This is a genomic window from Chryseobacterium indoltheticum (assembly GCF_003815915.1).
In the GTDB taxonomy this organism is placed as follows: Bacteria; Bacteroidota; Bacteroidia; order Flavobacteriales; family Weeksellaceae; genus Chryseobacterium; species Chryseobacterium indoltheticum.
In genome coordinates, this window is record NZ_CP033929.1 from 1,007,057 (window position 1) to 1,027,098 (window position 20,042).

At 34.8% G+C, this 20,042-nt stretch carries 15 protein-coding genes; 12 read left to right on the forward strand and 3 right to left on the reverse strand.

All coding sequences use genetic code 11. From position 1 onward, the window contains the following. Positions 1-113: 113 nt before the first annotated feature. The 3 genes from EG358_RS04705 to EG358_RS04715 form a co-directional block, all read right to left on the reverse strand. A complete protein-coding gene (locus EG358_RS04705; RefSeq protein ID WP_076557896.1) occupies positions 114-1,136 on the reverse strand; it encodes a DUF4365 domain-containing protein in 1,023 nt (340 codons plus the stop codon). An 856-nt stretch (positions 1,137-1,992) separates the two neighbouring features. After that, complete coding sequence (locus tag EG358_RS04710; protein WP_076558037.1) at positions 1,993-2,478, reverse strand: hypothetical protein; 486 nt, start codon at positions 2,476-2,478, stop codon at positions 1,993-1,995. A 955-nt stretch (positions 2,479-3,433) separates the two neighbouring features. Beyond that, positions 3,434-4,462 (reverse strand): LacI family DNA-binding transcriptional regulator, encoded by a 1,029-nt coding sequence (locus EG358_RS04715; protein WP_076557898.1) that lies wholly within the window; start codon positions 4,460-4,462, stop codon positions 3,434-3,436. A 298-nt stretch (positions 4,463-4,760) separates the two neighbouring features. Between EG358_RS04715 and tssD the strand changes: the two genes are divergently transcribed. The 12 genes from tssD to EG358_RS04775 all read left to right on the forward strand — a co-directional run bounded on the left by tssD (position 4,761) and on the right by EG358_RS04775 (position 19,974). Further along, positions 4,761-5,165, forward strand: a complete 405-nt coding sequence (tssD, locus tag EG358_RS04720) for a type VI secretion system tube protein TssD (RefSeq protein ID WP_076557900.1) — start codon at positions 4,761-4,763, stop codon at positions 5,163-5,165. A gap of 207 nt (positions 5,166-5,372) precedes the next feature. Next, positions 5,373-7,331 carry a type VI secretion system Vgr family protein gene (locus EG358_RS04725; RefSeq protein ID WP_076557902.1) on the forward strand — a complete coding sequence of 653 codons (1,959 nt, stop codon included), beginning with the start codon at positions 5,373-5,375 and terminating at the stop codon, positions 7,329-7,331. A 2-nt stretch (positions 7,332-7,333) separates the two neighbouring features. Beyond that, on the forward strand, positions 7,334-9,016 hold the full coding sequence (locus tag EG358_RS04730) for a T6SS phospholipase effector Tle1-like catalytic domain-containing protein (protein ID WP_076557904.1): 1,683 nt from the start codon (positions 7,334-7,336) through the stop codon (positions 9,014-9,016). 61 nt (positions 9,017-9,077) lie between these two features. Further along, a complete protein-coding gene (locus tag EG358_RS04735; protein ID WP_228421261.1) occupies positions 9,078-10,085 on the forward strand; it encodes a DUF2931 family protein in 1,008 nt (335 codons plus the stop codon). A gap of 148 nt (positions 10,086-10,233) precedes the next feature. Continuing rightward, positions 10,234-11,262 (forward strand): DUF2931 family protein, encoded by a 1,029-nt coding sequence (locus tag EG358_RS04740; RefSeq protein ID WP_083676973.1) that lies wholly within the window; start codon positions 10,234-10,236, stop codon positions 11,260-11,262. A 37-nt stretch (positions 11,263-11,299) separates the two neighbouring features. Continuing rightward, positions 11,300-12,280 (forward strand): hypothetical protein, encoded by a 981-nt coding sequence (locus tag EG358_RS04745; protein ID WP_076557908.1) that lies wholly within the window; start codon positions 11,300-11,302, stop codon positions 12,278-12,280. A gap of 24 nt (positions 12,281-12,304) precedes the next feature. Continuing rightward, positions 12,305-12,778 (forward strand): DUF4280 domain-containing protein, encoded by a 474-nt coding sequence (locus EG358_RS04750; protein ID WP_076557910.1) that lies wholly within the window; start codon positions 12,305-12,307, stop codon positions 12,776-12,778. Positions 12,779-12,787: 9 nt separating this feature from the next. Next, positions 12,788-16,060, forward strand: a complete 3,273-nt coding sequence (locus EG358_RS04755; RefSeq protein WP_076557912.1) for a hypothetical protein — start codon at positions 12,788-12,790, stop codon at positions 16,058-16,060. A 1-nt stretch (position 16,061) separates the two neighbouring features. Next, a complete protein-coding gene (locus tag EG358_RS04760; RefSeq protein WP_123890013.1) occupies positions 16,062-17,030 on the forward strand; it encodes a hypothetical protein in 969 nt (322 codons plus the stop codon). Positions 17,031-17,064: 34 nt separating this feature from the next. Continuing rightward, positions 17,065-17,481, forward strand: a complete 417-nt coding sequence (locus EG358_RS04765) for a hypothetical protein (RefSeq protein ID WP_076557918.1) — start codon at positions 17,065-17,067, stop codon at positions 17,479-17,481. 16 nt (positions 17,482-17,497) lie between these two features. Continuing rightward, entirely contained in the window at positions 17,498-17,884 is a 387-nt protein-coding gene (locus EG358_RS04770) for a hypothetical protein (RefSeq protein ID WP_076557921.1), read from the forward strand. A 506-nt stretch (positions 17,885-18,390) separates the two neighbouring features. Then, the gene (locus tag EG358_RS04775) at positions 18,391-19,974 is read left to right on the forward strand and encodes a Na+/H+ antiporter (protein WP_076557923.1); all 1,584 of its coding nucleotides are present in this window, start codon (positions 18,391-18,393) and stop codon (positions 19,972-19,974) included. The last annotated feature ends 68 nt before the right edge of the window (positions 19,975-20,042 follow it).

Consider the following 20,042-nt stretch of genomic DNA (forward strand, 5'->3'; position numbering starts at 1 on the left):
AATATTAGGGTTGAAAATGCTTTCTACATCGTGTAGGGAGCATTTTCTTTTTTGTATTGATATTGAGGATTACCAAGACAGTGCTGTAAATTGTATTTGTTTAGCAATCTAATTCAATCTAATTCAATTTCATTACTAATAAAATAGTGAACAAGCATGTTGGAAATTTCTCTATTCGTTTTTTCGGAAATATTATTGTCTTCGCTAAATTGGTTCAATTTATGCCAATTAAATTCTACGAATTGCCAAGCTTCCTTTATATCAAATTCCACAGAAAACTGATTATTTTCAGCTATGTTTTTATCAATTTTATCAAGATGACAAAAAAAAGCTGTGTTCATAAATCCTCCCAAATTATCCATGGCCATTAAATATGGCCAACAATTTGACAAACTATAAAGTTCCTTTATCCATGCCTTGACTTCTGGAATTTCAAATAATTCACGGCTATCCGATTCATAATCATCTATACTTATATCAACTCGATTTTTTGTATGAATAAGTAATTCTGGTGTAGCTTGAATTCTTTCTAAACCATCTAGTACAAATTGATATCTTTTTTCTAGAACTTCACTTTTTGGCACTTGAAAAAGAATTCTATTATGTTTTTTTAATAAATCATTAATTCGCCATTCTTCTTCAAGCTGTGATGAGTAATCAGTAATTGGTCCAATGTAACTCAACAATAATTCTTTTGCTTTTTCATCTAATATTTTGTTTTCGGGAATAGTCATCTTCCAAGAGCTTTTTGCTCTATCTGTTTTAGTAGAATCAAACAAATCCCATACAATTATTTTTGATAATGGGTCTATCAAAATAATTATTATTGGTAATGAATAATTTAAATAGTAATTTAAATGCTTATTATCACCTCTAAAAATGTAACCGATTTCGTTCTTTTCGCTAAAAAAGCTTACTCCAGTTTTTAATTGAAAAGCAATAGATTTTCCCGTAACCTTTCCTTCATCGGTAATAATATCTATATGTCCATCAATTCCAAAATCATCTTCAAGATGAGTTTCTCTAAATAGCCAATTTAATTTGTTTTCAATTATATCTTTTAAAATAGTAATTCCTTTACGACCAGTTATTCTTGAAGTACTTATTTTAGGGAAATTCGAATCTTCTAAACTCATTGAAATAGTGTTAAAATATTACATGTAATATCTGGCTTTACGCAATGCGTCAATCCAAACTATAATTCCTTAAAAATAATTAAATAAAAAATGAACAGCAAATTTTAATTCTTACAAATAAATCAATTTCTACAATTCTGCGAAAACAAACCACCCCGTCAAAAATTCTTTCGAATTTTCGCCACCCCTCCGGAGGAGGGGAATTTTTCAGGTGTAGTCGTTTGTTAAAAATTTGAGATTCATTTTTCTAAATGTGGATAACCCTTCCAAGTTTATGCCTCATACAATTCCCCTCCCTTGGAGGGGTGGATTTTTTCGTAGAAAAAAGACGGGGTGGTTAAAACAGCCTACAAGCAATACAACAATTCCTATACGCATTCCACGAAAACAAAAACCCATCCCTCCATGTCCCCAACCCTAACAGACACGTCCAAAACCTATCCCGCCACGTTCCGAATAAATCCCGATACGTTCTGTAAAGGTTCCGATACGTTCTACAACCTATCCCGATACGTTCATTAGAAGTCCGGCGGGGTTACCGGTGCCTCCGATAGGGTTCCCAATACATTCATACACGGTATATAACCTATCCCGACAGGTAAAATATATGTGCGGATAGGTAAAAGACCCTTCCCGACTTATCTACAACGTATCCCGAGGAGTCAACAACCTCTTCCTACCATCAAATAACGTCTCCTGATGGCTGAAAGACGTATCCAAAGCTATCCGAGACGTATCGGAAGAAGTATAGAACGTCTCCGGAGTATTTAACAACGTATCGAACCCATTTAAAAACGAATTGAAAGCATAAAAATACCCCTCCGTATAATTGAAGGGGTAGTTAGTTATCGTTGTTTTACTTTTTCTCCTCGGTTGGGGCTGTAGAGACTGAATTTTTCACAAAGAACTGTTTCAGGTCTTTGTACTTGTCTTCAAATCCCGATGATGCTGTACCTGCTTTGTAAGTGGTGTATGAATAATCAACCAATGCCGACTGATAATTGTCGTAGTCATATAGCGTTTTTGCATTATTCAGTCTCGTAATCAGGCTTTCAAGTCTGCTGATCATTCCCTCCATATTATTTCGGGAGCTGTGATCTTTGTTGAATTCGTCCCAATCTACTTCGGGAGAACTCAGGTTAGACTGGCTCTGATTGTAGTCGTAGACTTTGTTTACAAACAGTTTGTTTTGTTCATTGATGCTTCCGTAACGCCTGCGGTCTTCAGGTGAAAGATTGACTGTTATTTCAGCAAGAGCTGTTTCCAATGCCGCGATGGCATCCTGTGCGGCAGTGATCTTTGCACTGCTCAAATGCGTGGAGTTCAAATTTGTTAATCCCATCATTTTTGATTTTAAAGGTTAATACTATGTATATAAAATCGTGTGTTTTTATTTTGAGGAATAACTAAGGTAGGAAAAAAAATAAAACGAAAAGAAAAATTTTGAATGCCTGAAATAACACCAATTTTATTCACCGGGAAATTCCCTTCCCTCAGAGAGGTGGATTTTTCCGAAAGGTAAGAGATGGGGTGGTTAAAATACTTACAATAGAATTTTCCATCTACTGGTGAAAACAAACCACCCCCGTCAAAAATTCTTTTCGAATTTTCGCCACCCCTCCAGAGGAGGGGAATTTTTAATATTTCGTTTATTTCTATTGTTTGAATTTGTAGAACTTTTGATTTAATAGCAAGGTAAAATTAAAGCTGAGATTCTTCCTTCGTCAGAATGACAAAGTGTCTGTAAAGGGAATGCTGACAAATATTTTATGCGCTTAAAAAAACGACATAGGAAATGAAAGCGTTAAGAAAAATAATTTCTGTGAGCGTTAAGAAAATTCTTCTGTTCGAAACGCGAGACAAATTAAGAACCGAAGAAACAATTATGAATTCGCGCAAGTTTTAGAATTTTTAGAGAACAGAATTCATTTTTAGTCTTTCAGTTCCAAGTCTTGAACTTTTGTTTCTTTTGTTTTAAGACAAAAGAAATTTAAAAAATAAACTACTATCCAATCTTATTATACCCTAAGAATTCATTGCAATTATACAAAATAGAGAGATGACGAAGATGTTGTTTAATTAACTGTAAAAACGACATAGGAAATGAAAGTGTTAAGAAAATGATTTCTGTGAACGTTAAGAAAATTCTTCTGTTCGAAGCGCGAGACGAATTAAGAACCGAAGAAACAATTATGAATTCGCGCAAGTTTTAGAATTTTTAGAGACAGAATTCATTTTTAGTCTTTCAATTCCAAGTCTTGAATTTTTGTTTCTTTTGTTTTAAGACAAAAGAAAATTTACTTCCTTTTTGAAGACTTCCTTACACAGATCTGCGGTGCTAAAACAACCTTCTTCTCAATAGAAACACCCGAAGAATTATCTTTAATGTGATCTATAAAAACCTGCCCCGCCATATTCCCCATAATCAAAGGCGTCTGATCCATTGAGCTCATCGGAAGCTCCATAAACTGGGTAAAAGGTTCGTTTGAAAAGCCGATAACCGCAACTTCCTGAGGGATTTTAATCTTGCGTTTTTTTAATTCCTGACAAGCACCTAACGCCGCAAAATCACTGGCAGAAAATATCGCATCGGGAATAGATTTGCTGTCCCATAAAGTTTTGATGGCCTCAATTCCGGCATCAATCGAACTTCCGGTAGAGATGATATTTTCTTCTTTTACCTGAAATTTGTGATCAATCAAAGCTTGTTTATAGCCATTCAGACGGTTCTGATAAATCTCAAGATTGAGATCTCCTGCAAAATGACAGATGTTTTTGTAGCCCTCCGCAATAAGATGTTCAGTGGCCATGTAGCCACCCTTGTAGTCATCAATCGTAACGGTACTGATTCCGGGAATGTCTTTTTTTCTGTCGAAAAATATGATGGGCGTATTGGTTGTATTTAAAATATGCTGAATATGTTCCGTATCAATTGTAGTACGGGAAACAGACATGAAAATTCCGTCCACCTGAGCATTCAATAAAGTGTTGAGGTGCTTTTTTTCCGTTAAAACATCTTCATGACTTTGGCAGATAATTACATGATATCCGTGAAGAGAAAGTTCTTCTTCAATTCCACGGATGACAGACGAGAAAAAGTTGGTATTGATGTATGGAACGATGATTCCTACGTTTTTGGTTTCCCCGCTTTTTAAGGCTTTGGCAAGGTTATTCTGCTTATAGTTCATTTCCTTTGCCGTTTTAATCACCAGATCTTTCGTTGCCTGACTGATTCTCGGATTATCGTTCAATGCTCTGGAAACCGTTGCCACACTTACGTTTAGCTTCTTTGAAATATCATAAATAGTGGCATTTTTCTTTGTCATAGGTATTCTGGACTAACGTTAAATCTTCCATCATATTCCTTTATGGAATGGTGGTAAATTTAATCAAATTATGCATACCAATAGCGTGCAAGCTATAATTTTTCATTTTTGATTAAATATTACGTAGACAATCTGTTTTACTAAAACTCTTATACGGTATCGTAGTTTTACGACATCAAATCGTAGAATTACTACAAATTTTCAAAAAGATGTACAAATGTTTTAAAGATATTGTTGGTGTATCTATCTTTGGGTTATAGAAATCACAAAAAATACTAACGATTAAAATTTACTTATCATGGCAGCAAATTCAAGAGGAATCTTAAAATTCAACGGCAGCGAAGGTCAAAAATTATTAAAGCTGAACTACAGCGTTTCAAGATCTACAGACGTTTCAGGTAGAGTAGCATCAGACCCTTCTAATGCGCTTATCAAATTAACGATCGAGGCAACAGAAAAATCTGACATCCTTGAGTCACTGTTAAACGGAAAGTACAAGCCGACAACTGGTGAAATTACATTCAACAAATCTCACGAAGAAGGAACTCTAATTACTTTAAACTGGGAAAACGGTTATGTAATTCAGCATGAGGTAGACTTCGACGCAGTAGACGAAAACTCAATGTTGATCAGCTTTGTTGTAAGTGCTGAGAAAATCAACTACGGAAACTCTGCGTACGAAGGAATTTGGCCAACAAGCTAAAACCTACAGAGTTTACAATATATAAAAAGACTGTCGCAAGACGGTCTTTTTTGTCCTTCCTCTTTTCAAAAGAATAGCTCAGCCGAGATATGAGAAGGTCTAATTTGAAATGTCATTAATCAGTTAAGAAAAATTTATAAAAATTTATCATCCTGAGATGAATAATATTTTATAAATTTATGCTCTATACACCAAAATTACGCAGATATGAAAAACTTTGACACATCTGGAGGTTCCGCTTTTCGCCCATCACAGAATGCTGCAGGGGTCTCAGAGAATCACCATACCGGGATCAACCGCTTGGTAAAATTATCTTTGGTCATTGAAGGTAAGGTGATCAAATATTACAAGCATTTCAAGCTTACCCAAAGTTCTCAGAAGCACCACGAATTTACGCTGACATTAGCTCACGATACTTTAGGCGACCGCCAAACGCATACCTTAGAAGAAGCCAATAAGTTTTTAGGCAAAAGATTAACGGCCGTTATTTCTTATAAAGACATTGAAAACAGTCCGGAACGTACTTTTGTCGGTGTAATTACCGGCGTAGGTTTCAGTCAGGAGAAAATGAGCTTGGGAAATATTATTTTATCGGGTTACAGTCCGACTATTTTACTGGATGGGGCACCGCATATTCAGAGTTTTGGCGGAAATCAGGCTGTCAATATGGGAATTATTGCTGAAGAAGTGATTAGGCAGGGTTTAGATAAAAGCCGTTTTGATATCAGAATCGATACAAATGATTATTCTCAAATCATTTACAGCAGTCAGTATGATGAAACCCATTATAATTATCTGGCGAGAATGGCAGAAGCGTATGGTGAACAGTTTTATTATGACGGAGAAGTTCTCCACTTTGGAAAACTTCCTCCACAAAACCAACCCATCAAATTAACCTACGGAAGCAGCGCCAACGACATAAAAGTCGAATTGAAAGCGGTTCATACAAAACCACAATTCTACGGTTACAACAGCAATAAAAATGAAAAACTGATATCAGGTTCTACTCCGATTCAGCATGTTGGAGATTTGGCAAAAACAGCGTATCAGCACAACGATACTATTTATAAAACACCTTCATTACGGGTTGCTCCGATAAAAGCAACCACCCATTTGGATGTTGAATACTCCCAAAAAAGCACATCAGGAAGTGAGGGCGTGAATGTCTTCAGTGTTTCAGGCTCTACGACGGTTCCTTTTTTACATCCGGGATGCAGTGTCGATATCGAAATGAGGAAACCGGATACGAATGAAACCTCCTATTTCACAAAAATCATGGTTACAGAAGCAACGCATGAGATAGATACCATCGGTCATTACACCGGAAGTTTTCAGGGAATTGCATCTGACACCGGGTTTTTACCCAAACCTGAATTTACCATTCCAAAAGCAGAACCCCAAATTGCAACTGTAATTTCAAACACCGATCCGGAAGGACAGGGAAGAGTTCAGGTAAGATTTGACTGGCAGACGAATGACACAACTCATTTTATAAGAATGATGAGTCCCGATGCAGGAGGAACTGACCAAATCACCCAAAACAGAGGATATGTTGCCATACCGGAAGTCGGTGATCAGGTGATGGTGAATTTTGTACACAATCATCCCGACCGACCTTTTGTTATGGGCGGAATGTTTCATGGGGGAATTGGATTAGGCGGTGGAATTAATAATCACATGCGATCCATCCAAACCAAAAGTGGAATTAAAGTGCTGATGAATGATGATGAAAAAAGTGTGACCATTTTAGATCCGAGTGGTAATACTTATTTTATGGATGGAAAAGGAAATATTACGGTAACTGCACCTAATGATATGAATTTTAATGCCGGTGGAAATATGAATATTTCTGTGGGACAAAATATGACAACTACTGTTGGAGCCAATCAATCGAATACAGTAGGAATGAATAAAACGGAAAATGTGACAATGAATTTTTCTGAGTCTGTTGGAGCCATGAAAAACGTAGGAGTCTTAGGAAGCTTTTTCACCAACGTTACAGGTAAACTAACGCATTATGTAAAGGGTGATATGGAAACTTTCGGAGAGAAAGAACATAAACTTATCAGCTTGCAAGGAATTGAAGTGAGCAGTAAAGGGAACGTTGAGCATCACGCAGAAAAGGAAGTTAAAAATAACAGTGGCGAAAAGTCTAAAAACTATTAGTCATGAGTATTGAATATTTTGTTGAAGGTAAAGTAAGTTCTCAAACAGAAGGCGATCAATTGGCTTTCTCGAAAGGCAATATTGCTCACAATGGGATAAAAAACGTTTTACAAAACGGAACTGATACAGGAGTTAGTTATAATAATCCCAGCCAAGTAAATCCTAATGATAAACCCATTAATACGATTGATATAAGTCTGAATTTGTTTTTTGACGGAACTCAGAACAATAAAACCAATACAGAATTAGGTGGAGATTTCGATGAAGCAAGCAGTGACAAAGATGATAGTTATAATAATGAATATACCAATGTAGCAAGAGGTTTCGATGCCTTAAATCCCAGCGCTGTAAACCAGGTTCGTTGGTATATTGAAGGTATTGGGACAGAAGATAAAGAAAGTGATAGTATTGTAAAAGGTGTAATACAAGGAACAGGCGAAACCGGTATTAAAGGTAAAGTAACGAAAGGCTGTATAAAAGGAGCCGAAGCAGTTGCCACTAAAATTACAGATAAAAGTAAAATTATTGACACTCTTACTGTTACTGTTTTTGGTTTTAGCAGAGGAGCTGCCGCCGCAAGGCATTTTGTTCATCTAGTCACCAAGCCACCGCTAATGAGTTATTCTGGTGGAAAAACAATTTTGCAGATCTTCCCTCCCGAGTATATTGGTGCAGAAGGAACATTTATCATCAAAGATAAAGATGGTTCTAAGCTTAAATTTATTAATCAGTACGGGTATTTCGGTGCCTGTCTTGTGGGAAAGGAATTAAAAATCAATAAAATTAAATTCAGATTTGCGGGTTTGTATGATACTGTTGCCTCTTACGGTCTTAATCATCGCGGAGGTATGGGAATTGACAATGACACCAAGCAATTAGGTTTAAATACTATTGGAAACAACAAAGTAGATTTTGTTCTTCAAATCGCTGCTGATGACGAATATAGAGATAATTTTGATTTAACCAATATTAACAGCACAGGAATTAATGGGCTGGAGTTTACCCTTCCGGGTGTTCATTCCGATATTGGGGGATCTTACGGAAACGGAGAAGAAATTTCTGTGTTATATTGCAATCGCTTTGATCCGTACGACCAAACAACCCATAAAGAATGTGAGGAATTTAAAAAGATCGTAATTGAAGAAGGATGGTATACTGAAGACCAACTAAAAATTAAATATTTCTATCAAAAAGATGTGAAGTATGATCGCTGGTGGAATAAAGGAAGTCAATATTATGGGTTGGTAGGTACCAGAACACTCTCTAATTCTTATGACAAAATACCTTTAAACCTGATGTTTCATTATTCAAAACAATTTGGATTAGAGTATATTGAAGATAGAATTACTGAAGATCATAAAATTAATGATCCTTTTCTGAACCCAATATATAATCAGTTATTAGGTTATACAAACCAGTGTAACGAAATCAGAAACCAATATGTAAAAGAGTATAATGAGGGAAAAAAACCATCCGCAACTAAATATATAAAAGACATAAAATCATTATCATATATAAGCAAAGTAGGAAATGTAGATGATTTAAAAACTTTAAGAAATAAATACCTTCATTGGTCGGTAAAAGCAAATCAAATTGGATTAAGTCCAAATCCTAATAACAATGCACCTAAAAAAGAAGGTGCACTGGAAGCCAAATACAGAAAAAGAAATATACAAGATGGATAAATCCCTAATCAAAATAATAATCTATTTTTTATTCGTAACCCAAAACCTAAGTTGCCAAGATATGAAACAAAAAAAACTGCCTGAATTTCAAGTGGAAATATCACATCCTTATAATAAGTTAGATGTAACCCCTATACAGGATAAAATTTTTACTTTAGAAGGTAATGGTGCGGCATTGCCTTACGGTAGCAGTTCTGGCGAATGGGGATATTCTGGATCTGGTTGGACTGAGCAATACGGTACTCCCATCGGAGCAGATATCATCTACTTTTCAAGATATGAAGATACTTTTTATCGTTTGAAAGTTGACTTTCCCGAAGAGAAGATCAAAGATTACATGGAAAGAGCCTATGCCCAAAGTGGAGGAACAACTGAGGATAAAGCCCCATTAGAAGAATACAAGCGATTGGGTAGAAATGAACGTTTTAGTGCAAATTATAATTCTTATAATAGTTTTTCTAATCTGGTTTTTGGTTTTGCACCCAAAGGGATGGTTGTCGTGTGGTTGCGTTATGGCGCGGCTGTTCGGATAGAATTGGGTCGTTATCAATCCGAAGTTATTAAAGACGATAAAGAATTGGAGAAAAAATTATTTTCAAAACTATCTATTTCACGTGAAGAAATGAGAAAGAATAGGTTTTTAGATATTTCTCCAAATGAATGGGACAATTATCGGATAAGATATGCTTACAAGCCTGTAATTACCGGTGAAAATAAAGCCCTTCGATTATTTGAAATGAATTTTCACTATTATAATGCCGAGTTAGAAATTATGCTTCGCCCTTGGATTAATAATATTCCGGTAAAAGAAAGAGCGATTCCGAAAGAAATTAGCTTCGTTTGGGAAACGGGAAAAGATCAGCAATTTGTTGGGAGAGCTTATTTCAGTTGGGAAAAGACCAATGAGGCATTTAAAAAAGCAGGAAATAATGCAAAGTTAGAATTTAAGATAGCTCCCGATAATAATAGTTTTGAAATGTTTTTGAACGATCAACCTTTGAAAGCTGACAGTACAAGAGTATTCAAGACAGAAAGTGAATATAAAGATTCTTATAATGATTATAATTAGAAACATCCTTATCTCACTAAAAATGCCAAATTCTCAACCTTTGCGAAATAAAAGAATTTATAAAGAATTTTATAAGTAATTAAGTTTGAAAAAAGCATATTTTATTGTTTGTGTTTTTTTGCTGTTGCAAAATATCAGTTGCCAAAAAATGGAAAAAGAATCTACAGTTCCATCATACAACGTACAAATTTCGCATACGGATAATAAACATTTGATTACACCGGTAGAAGATTCTTTAATAACATTAGAAGGTGTTGCTGCGCATTTGCCTTATGGAAGCTCTTCAGGAAGTTGGGGGAACTCAGGAAAGGGATTTACCGAACAGAGTGGAACTCCAATTGGAGCAGATATAAAGTATTATGCTGAAAGTGAAGGGGTATTTTATCATTTAAAAGCAAGTTTTCCTAGAGATAAGGTAAAAGAGTTTGTTCAGAGAGCGTACGCTGTAGATGAATCTGAGTCATCTAATGAGCCGATGAAAGAGTTTATTAATATTCATAATGAACCTGACTACCGCAAAAAGTATAATGCGTTTTCCAAATCTTATTATGGGATGTCTGATCTTATTTTTGGTTTTGCGCCAAAAGGGATGGTTGTAGTCTGGCTAGGATTTGGACCGACGCAAATTGAATTAGGTCAATATCAGGCAGAAAAAATCAACAATGAGTCTGAGATTAAGAGATTAAAAGAAAAATATCAGAAAACATACAGAGTTGATGCCAATTTATTTGAACAGTTGGCGAAGGAAAATTATCTTCCTGATGAGTCACCTGAAAAATGGATAAAGTATAGAAAAAAATACAACTGGGCACCTCAGATAAGTTCAGAAAACAATAACTTTAAATTGTTTTCAATAAATACAGATTATTATAACGGTGAAAGAGATATTCTCTTGCGACCGACTGTGATAAACCCTTCTGTAAAAGAAAAAGCAATTCCAAGAGAAATCAATTTCTTTTGGGAAACGGGTAAAGATGAAGCTTTTGAAGGACGCATTTTCATCAATTGGGAAAAAGCAAATGAAGAATTTGAAAATGATGAAAAAAACTTTAAGATGAATATTAAAATCGCTCCCGATAACAACAGTTTGGAAGTTTTTCTAAATACTCAGCCCTTTAAAGCAGATAGTGTAAGGATTTATAAAAGCGAAAAAAAATTTAAAGAGTCATATAAGTAATTAAAATTTAAATTCAAAATTTCAGTAACAATAACCAATGAGCAGTGAAACAAATTTTGCTAAAGTAAAAATCGACGGCATCTTCAATCTGGAAGAGTTTTCAAAAGAATATAAAATGACTCCCCAGGAAGTTATTCAATTTCATAATCAACACTGCGGATTACAGGAGTTATTGAGTTTAATTTTATCAAAATATGTACAGCATGTTTATCTGCCGTCAAAAAATTATGAAGAGGAGGATATTAAGGTCTTAAAAAGTACAACGCTCGAATTACCGACCAAAAATGAGGAAAAAGAGTATGGAGTTGTTATTAAATTTTCACCCAAAGATCTTCAGATACATTACAAAATAAAGGTAAAACGAACACTGGATATTTTAACCCTGACAAAAGATAAGACATATGTAAACAACCAGAAAATTGAGCAGACTATCGAACAATTATTTGAAAAAGCCAATAATACTTTATATCCTTTACAGATTTTAACAGAAAAAAATGGCGCATTAAGTAAGATTGTGAACGCAGATGAGGTTGCTGAAAGATGGAAAAAAGAAACGTTTCCTAAGCTAAAAGATTATTATCAGTCTGAAACGACCGATAAAATTATTCAGCAGTTTGATGATACTTTTTGTAATCTCAATAAAAAGCGACAGTTTTTGGAAAGAAATATGTTTTATAAACTTTTTTTTCTGCCTGTTTATCAGACTTATGGAGGCTTTAAGAAAGAAAGTTTAGTTCAGATTTATCATGCAGATATTGCAAAGCAGATCAATTATAAAATACAATTTTGGCTGCAGAAAAAATTTACGAGAGGCAATAAGATTGCATTAAAAATAACCGGAGTTGAAGACGATAGTATATTTAATCAAAACCGTGAAAAAGGAAAATTAGATTTGCTTTACAAATTAGATAAAGAAACAAAAGCAATATATTCTATAGTTGGTTTTATTTCTTATTTTGAAAATGACAAAAAACATAATGTTGATTTTCAACTTTATGAATTAGAAAAACTCAACTGATGAGTCAATCAAAAATCGCAGATTATGAGTGAAAAACATCTTGTTTGCCAAGGCGCTATTTGTAGCTGTAAGTTTGGGTCTGCACCCGATAAGCTAACGGTATTGACGCAAAGCAAGCGCTATATTAACGACAAAGATGGGAGCCAGAAATTGCTGGCTACCCATATGGATATTGGTAAAACGTTTGAGAAAAATTTATTTGGAAGCTGTGCAAAACTCAATAATGCTCCTTGTCAGGTTGTAGTGACGAAATGGAGCGGCTTCTACGAAAAGATCACTCTGCAGGATAACAGCGGCAAAGCATTATTAGAAGATAGTAAAGCAACTTGTCCTATTGGGGCTCCGGATTGTATAAGCATTATTAATCACGGTCAAATCATGGAAGCATCTGCACAAAATGTAGAGAATGCAGAGAAAGAAGTCTTGATGGAATTATTTCCTTTCGCTGATCTTCATCAGTATATTCGAAAAACGGATATGCTAGATGCTAAAAACTAATGCAGTCCTATGGAAAATAACATCAAATTAACAGCAATTGTTCTGCCTCAGGGAAACACAGATTTTAATGAACAATACAGGACATTGACCCTCCGGGAGGGTCAAAAATTTTCTGTGGGCATTAAAGAATTTGAGGAGGAAAAGAAAAAAATATCAGATAAAATAGATTTTCTCAACAAAGAAAAACAAAAAGTAGATTCTGATCTGGAGATAGAAACCAATGGTTATCTGGATGAAGCTAACAAGCGATATAAGGAAGGAGGAAACTGGCTGAAAATGGAACGGCATAATGGAAAAGAAGTTACCCATGTTCAGGTCAGTCTTGATGAAAATATCCGAATTGCAAGGGAAAAAGCAGATAAAATAAAAAAGCAGAAAGATTCAGAAATCAAAAAACATCAGACTACTCTTGACGAGTTAGAGAAAACAGGTAAATCTATTGTGTGGGCCTGGCATCTCGTAAGATCCAGAAGCAGTAAACCGAGCGGAAGAAACGAAAAATTAGAAGCCGGATCTGTGCAGTCTGATATTTCTCTAGGGAAGCATATTTATGGAGGAGGATTTGCGTGGATTGAGCCTTTTTGGGAAAAAGGAAAGCCTACCGGAAGTACTCAAAACGGGCTTTACGTACATACTGCTGTAGAAAATCCTAAAGTAAATATTGCAGAATGGTATGGCTTTGATGAGACAGATTCACCAAAAAAAATAAACCTGCCCGTTCGTCCGGGAAGTAAAGTACAGTTGCATATTTATACAGAAGGTATGTACGGACAAAATATAGGGGTGGAATTGAAGGCGAATGGGGAAATTTTAAAAGCCAATGCTTACGAAAGAATTGAAATTGTCACAAAAAAAGGATCAGAACATGATTCAAAAACAAAATATGAGGTCACGGAATCAGAAAATCTGTTTCGCGCTGAGGTAGATATTCATGATTATTCAGATAGCAGCAGCATAAAACCTCCGGCTGGTGCTGTCACAGGGATTTTGATTGATCCTATGGAGAATGATAAAGACCGGAAAACACAGAACATAGATAATGTTCAGAAAGCAGTTCTTACTTTGTATATTGACCCGATCTGGTGTATGGGCAAAAAAGGTGTCATTAATATCCTTCCTACTGTTGTTTTTAATGAAAGAAGATTTGATTTAAGTAAATTTCCGCTTCAGGTACTCGCAAATTCAACTCCTACTATTACCATTCCCGAATCCGGAAACAAACCTGTTTTTGTAGATGAAATAGAAACAAATTTTGAAGCTTTTCACCATTGTAGGTATGAAAAAATAAGTGCCAAATTTGAAGAAGATGGTCAGCAGAAGGAACTTGTTGTTTTTAGCAGTCAGGATGTTGGTAATGCAAAAGATAATTTAATATTTCCTTTTGTCGTTGGGAATGATGAAGCTAAAAGAGAATTTGAGATTACCGTTGAAAATGCTAAAACCGATGAATGCTCATTTGATAATACCAAAAATGATCATCATAATCACGTAATAAATACAAATGCGATAGAATCACGTATCATCAAAGGACAAGGTAAATATGGTTCCGAATGGCGTTTGGCTGACGTTGATAAGTATCTTTCTGGAGGTGAAAAAAAAACAGAGTCTTCAGGTGACGAAAATGATGATTCAAAGGTTACGGCCAGTCATATTAGTAATAAATTTACTTTTATTAATGGGATCTCAAAAATTTCTGCCCAAAAATCATTCAAGATTTTAGAAAAAAAGACTCCTTTTGAATTTAATAAGATCCCAGACCAGAAGATTAAGATGAAAATAGGCTATGATTTCAGCTTTGGAGGAACAGTAAATCCTCTCGTTGGTCTGGCTTACACTTTCTGGCCATACAGTGATGCAACTGTTCAGAAATATCCTGTAAAAATTGATACTTGTGCTTACCAGAAAAACTTAGATTTGATGATTTATCCTGATACAAAATGGACGATTCAGCTGGGTTTTAATTATGATAAAGAGAAATTTAATGAGATCAGAACGCAGTATCATGATAAATGGAAGTTACAAGGATTGGAGGCTGAAGAAGAAAAAAAGAGGCTTCAGGGTAAATTAGAGGGAACAGAAGAAAATCTCAAGAAATATGAAAAAGAAAAGAGGAAGGCAAACAAAAATGATAAAGGAGAATGGCAGGGAAAAATAGATCAGCAGAGAAAAAAACAAGTAAATTTAGGAGGTAGAATTAATGACCGGCAGGAAGTAATTGATCAATCTAAAAGAAAAAACAGCAGAGGAGGACAACTTTCAAATGCTTTTGATCTTATGGAACCCAAAAATGCTCTTGCAAGCGGTCTTGTTGACTGTGAATTGGGGATTATTGCTGAGTTTGACCGGCCAAACGGAGCTTTGGATCTCACTTCCGGCTACAGTGAGATTGTAGATTTCATTAAAAAAATTGCTGATATTAAAGATAAAATAAACAGTATCATTGATGGCAAGGATGGAGATGCAAAGAAGAAAAGCCCAAGTGAGCAAAATGAAAAAATAAAGAAACGTAAAGAGAAAATAACAAAGAAAGCTAATTCTAAAAAATCGAATTGGAATTTTGAGTTTATACCTCCAAGCATTGCTCTGTCAGTAGGATGGTACGCAGAGAGACCAAAAGATATTGATAAAGCTGTAATGGGAACGATGATAGAAGGCATTATTGACTTTGATCCTTTTTTTGGCTTTGAAATAAAATACGATTTATTCCAGTTGTTATATAGAACCCATCCGGCTGTTGCAGCAATTGCTTTCGTTTTAGACTCTTTAGATACTATTGCGGGGGATAATTTCGATATAAATTTAGATCTTATTGTCACAACAAAAGCTTTTGGAACTTTGAAAGGTACTCTTAATACAGCCGAAGGTAGCAAATATAAAGACAGATTAAAAAACGACGAAGATGATTCTCCTGCAAAAGTAGGGTTCTCGGTAAATATATCTATTGTTGGCGAAATGAGAGTTAAAGGAAAACCATCACTACTTGCTTTTACAAAATATACAGGCTATGCCCATGTTTCTGCCTCAGTTGAAAGCGGAGTTTCTATGGAGTTTGTTACAAAAATAGACGGAGATTTAAAATTACTTCATGTAGAACCGGAAATAAAGTTTGAAGGTTTGATTTTAAAATACTCTTTAGATGCAGGCATTGCGTATGATGAAGAAGACAAAGAGATTAATGAATCCACTGGAGTGCATTTCAACTCTGCAGGAGACATTATTGTTTTGGATGCTTATGAATGGGAGATAAAAAATTGGAGAATACCTATATTAAAATTTTCTTAAAATGAAAAATATAATTTGCTGCTTTGCATTGATCATGTCAACATTAGGATGCAGCCAGAATAATAAAAACGAAAAAATGAACAGTATTAAAGAAAAAGTTAATAAACTTGAAAAATACAATAACGAACCGGTCTATCAGCTGAGAATTAATACTCCCAATTCTTTTACCGTATTCATCAATGGAATCCCTGTGGCGAATAAATACGTCAATTATTTAAACAGTTATTTGTCAGAAATTAATTCTTGTATCCCTCAAAAAGGAGAGCAGACTATTGAAATTCAGATCCATCCTAAATATTTAAACTCTTCTAAGCAAAATGAAAATTTAGAGAATGATATCAATTTTGAGTTAAAAATTGAAGAAACCTCCTGGAAAGACGGAAGCCTGACTCCCCCAAAGGTTGTTTATCAATATAATTTACCGGAAGGTGATTATACAAATAAAAAAGTGTTTATTCATAAAGCAAAATTTCAGGCAAGCCCGCCCTACAAATTAATTGATTGGAGAGAAGGGAAATCTTTCAATATAAAAGATAGTGTTGCTTTGAAAAAAAATCTGCTGAAAGCCTATGAAAATTTGAAATCCAATTTCGAAAACCAACATGGAGAAGCGTATATGGATCTTTTAGGAGATGGGTTGTTTAATTTATATCAATCAAGTTATCTGGATAAAGAGGAAGTACAGAAACATATTAACCATAGAATTTCATTTATAAATGAAAAGCCGAGAAAGTTATCTGAAATTGAAAACTATAACCTAGAAATATTCGGAGACGGAAAATTGGCCTCATTAATTCGTATTGACGGTTTTAATAAAAATGAAGGGGTTATAAGAAGGTATTACAACAAAGGAAATCAAAAAATGGTTCAGGTTGATGATATTATATTCTATATTCCAAAAAATTCGGTAAAAGAAAATGATCTGCAGGTAATTTGGCACAGGAATATTGTAAAGGGCGCAAATCCGTAATTTTAAGGCTTGTTTTTATTTATTTTTCAAATATATGGATAATCATACTACTCAAAGAGGATGCTCGTCTGTTGCTGTTTTAATTGTTGCAATTGCATTATTAATCGGGAACGTTTTGTTCCATACACAGGAAAGTTATCTTATCAATTATCTGGGGCAATCCCGTGAAGGAAATATTGTAGCTTTAGATAGCACTCATACAGGATATGGCAAATATAGATTTGAATATACGATAAAGCTTCCCAACGCTGAATCTGTAAAAATCACAGAAGGTAATTTTAAAAAAAAAACGCACGAACTCGGGCAGCACGTTGAAGTGAAAGTTTATAAAGGTAAGTCAGAATTTCAGATTCAGGCACCCAATATTTACATTACTCTTTTTTTAGCAGGTCTTTTAGCATTCTTTATTAAAGCCTATTTTGCTTTAAAAAAAACCGATAGCATTGAATGAAATTAAAAAGTAATAAATGAGCGTAACCAAATTTTTTGGAATTATATTATTAACAATAGGAGTTTATCTAATGTTCAATTTATACAAATCTTCTTTACCTATGATCTATGGAAGCAAGGTAAAAGCAAAGGTCATTGGGACTGAAAGTGTAAAGAGTAAGAGATTTACCTATTTGTATTATCCTGTTATTGAATTTATCTATAAAAATAAAGTGCGGAAAATTACGGATAAAAGTAGTGACGTTGATAAGAATACGCCCAATGTTGAACTTAACATTTATTATAGCGAAAAATATGGAATCAGTCGTGGCTTTTCTGCTGTCAACGTTATTTTTTCAATTATAGCATTGGCTTTTATATTTTTTGGTTTTGTTGTTTTATTCAAATCAAAACAAAAAATATAATTTGCTGCTTTGCGAACCGGTTTGTCAACTGAGAATTAATACTCCAAATTCTTTTATCGTATTAATCAATGGAATCCTGTGGCGAATAAATACGTCAATTATTTAAACAGTTATTTGTCAGAAATTAAGTCTTTATTGAAAGACGGAAGTCTGACTCCCAAAAGGTTGTATAATTTAACGAAAGATGATTATACCATTAAAAAGTGTTTATCCATAAAGCAAAGTTTCAGGCAAGCCCGCCTTACAAATTAATTGACTGGAGGGAAGGGAAATCTATTATTAATAATAGGAGTTTATCTAATGTTTAGTATTTATAAATCTTCTTTATCTATGATTTACGAAACCAAGGTAAAAACCAAGGTCATTTGGGCTGACAGTTAGTCTCTTAAACTTCAAAATACTGAATTCTCTTCCTTAAGTTGGGGATTTTTATAAAATATTTTTTTCAAACAATTTATAAAATCACTGCAATCGCTATTTTTGTATCTTAAAACACAAATAATATAATGCACAGTCTTTTACCTTTTCTGTTAGCAATGGTTGCAGTGATCGTTGTTTTAAACATGTTTGCTGCCAAACTCAAAATTGCTTATCCTATTTTATTGGTTGTTGGAGGTTTGATTATCAGTTTCATTCCGGGATTACCTGTCATAAGAATAGATCCGGATCTTATCTTTTTCATATTTCTTCCTCCGTTATTATGTGATGCAGCCTGGAATATTTCTTTTAAAGAAATGAAGAAATGGTGGCGTATTATCGGTAGCTTTGCTTTTCTGGTCGTATTTTTTACCGCTTTATCTGTGGCTTTAATTACCAACTATTTTATCCCGGGATTTACTATTGCTTTAGGCTTTTTACTTGGCGGAATCGTTTCTCCACCAGATGCAGTCAGTACAGGTGCGATTACTAAATTTGTCAAAATTCCAAAATCTACCTCAACCATTCTTGAAGGTGAAAGTTTGCTTAATGATGCCTCATCATTGATTATTTTTCGATTCGCTTTGGTAGCAGTTGGTACAGGTCAGTTCATTTGGATGGATGCAACGATGAGTTTCTTTTGGATGGTCATTGGCGGCGTTGGTATTGGTTTGCTTTTGGGATGGCTTTTTGTAAAGGCTCACAAACTTCTTCCGACCGATGCACCTTCTGATATTGCATTAACGATCATTGAACCTTATTTGATGTACTGGATTGCAGAGCAGTTTCACAGTTCGGGAGTTTTAGCGGTCGTTGCCGGTGGACTTTTTATGTCGGCAAGACGATTAAAGTTTTTGAACAGCACAAGCCGGATTCACGCATACAGTGTTTGGGAAAGTCTTATTTTTATTCTGAATGGAGTTGTTTTTCTAATTATTGGATTAGAGCTTCCGGAAATTGTAGATGGACTGAAGGAAGATCAAATTCCACTGGAAACAGCTATTGGTTACGGTATTTTGGTAACAGGAATTCTCATCGCTGCAAGGATGATAAGTTCTTATGCTGCATTAATTTCTACGATGATTTTTCGCCCAAGTGTACAGCCTCATGCCTCTTCCAGAACACGCCGTTGGATGATGCCGCTTTTATTGGGCTGGACAGGGATGCGAGGTGTAGTTTCGCTCGCTGCAGCGTTGGCAATTCCGGTAACTTTAGATAATGGCGAAGCTTTTCCACATAGAAATTTAATTCTCTTTATTACGTTTGTTGTCATTCTCCTTACGCTTTTAGTGCAAGGCCTGACGCTTCCTTATTTTATAAAGCGTACCCGGTTTTTTGATGATGTTTTTAAAGAAGAATCTGAAGAATTAACGAAAGAGAAATTAAAGAAAGATCTGAAACAACATGTTTATCAATTTCTTAAAACCAAATACGAAAATGAATTGAAAGATCATGCAGGTTTAGAGATTTTTCTTAGACATTGGGAAGAACGTGCGAAAGCTGCCGACGACAGTTGGATGAATGAGAAAACAAAACTTATTTTTATAGAAATGCTCGAAACTCAGCGTGAATATCTTTCCGAGCTTAATAAAGATCCGAAAATTAATGAAGAAATAATCCGTCAGCAATTATTTCAAATCGATCTTGAAGAAGAACGCTTGAAGATGATTTAATTTTCGAGTAAAGATCATAATTAAATCAATAAGTCACCTCCAAAACACAACAAGCCACCTTCAAATTA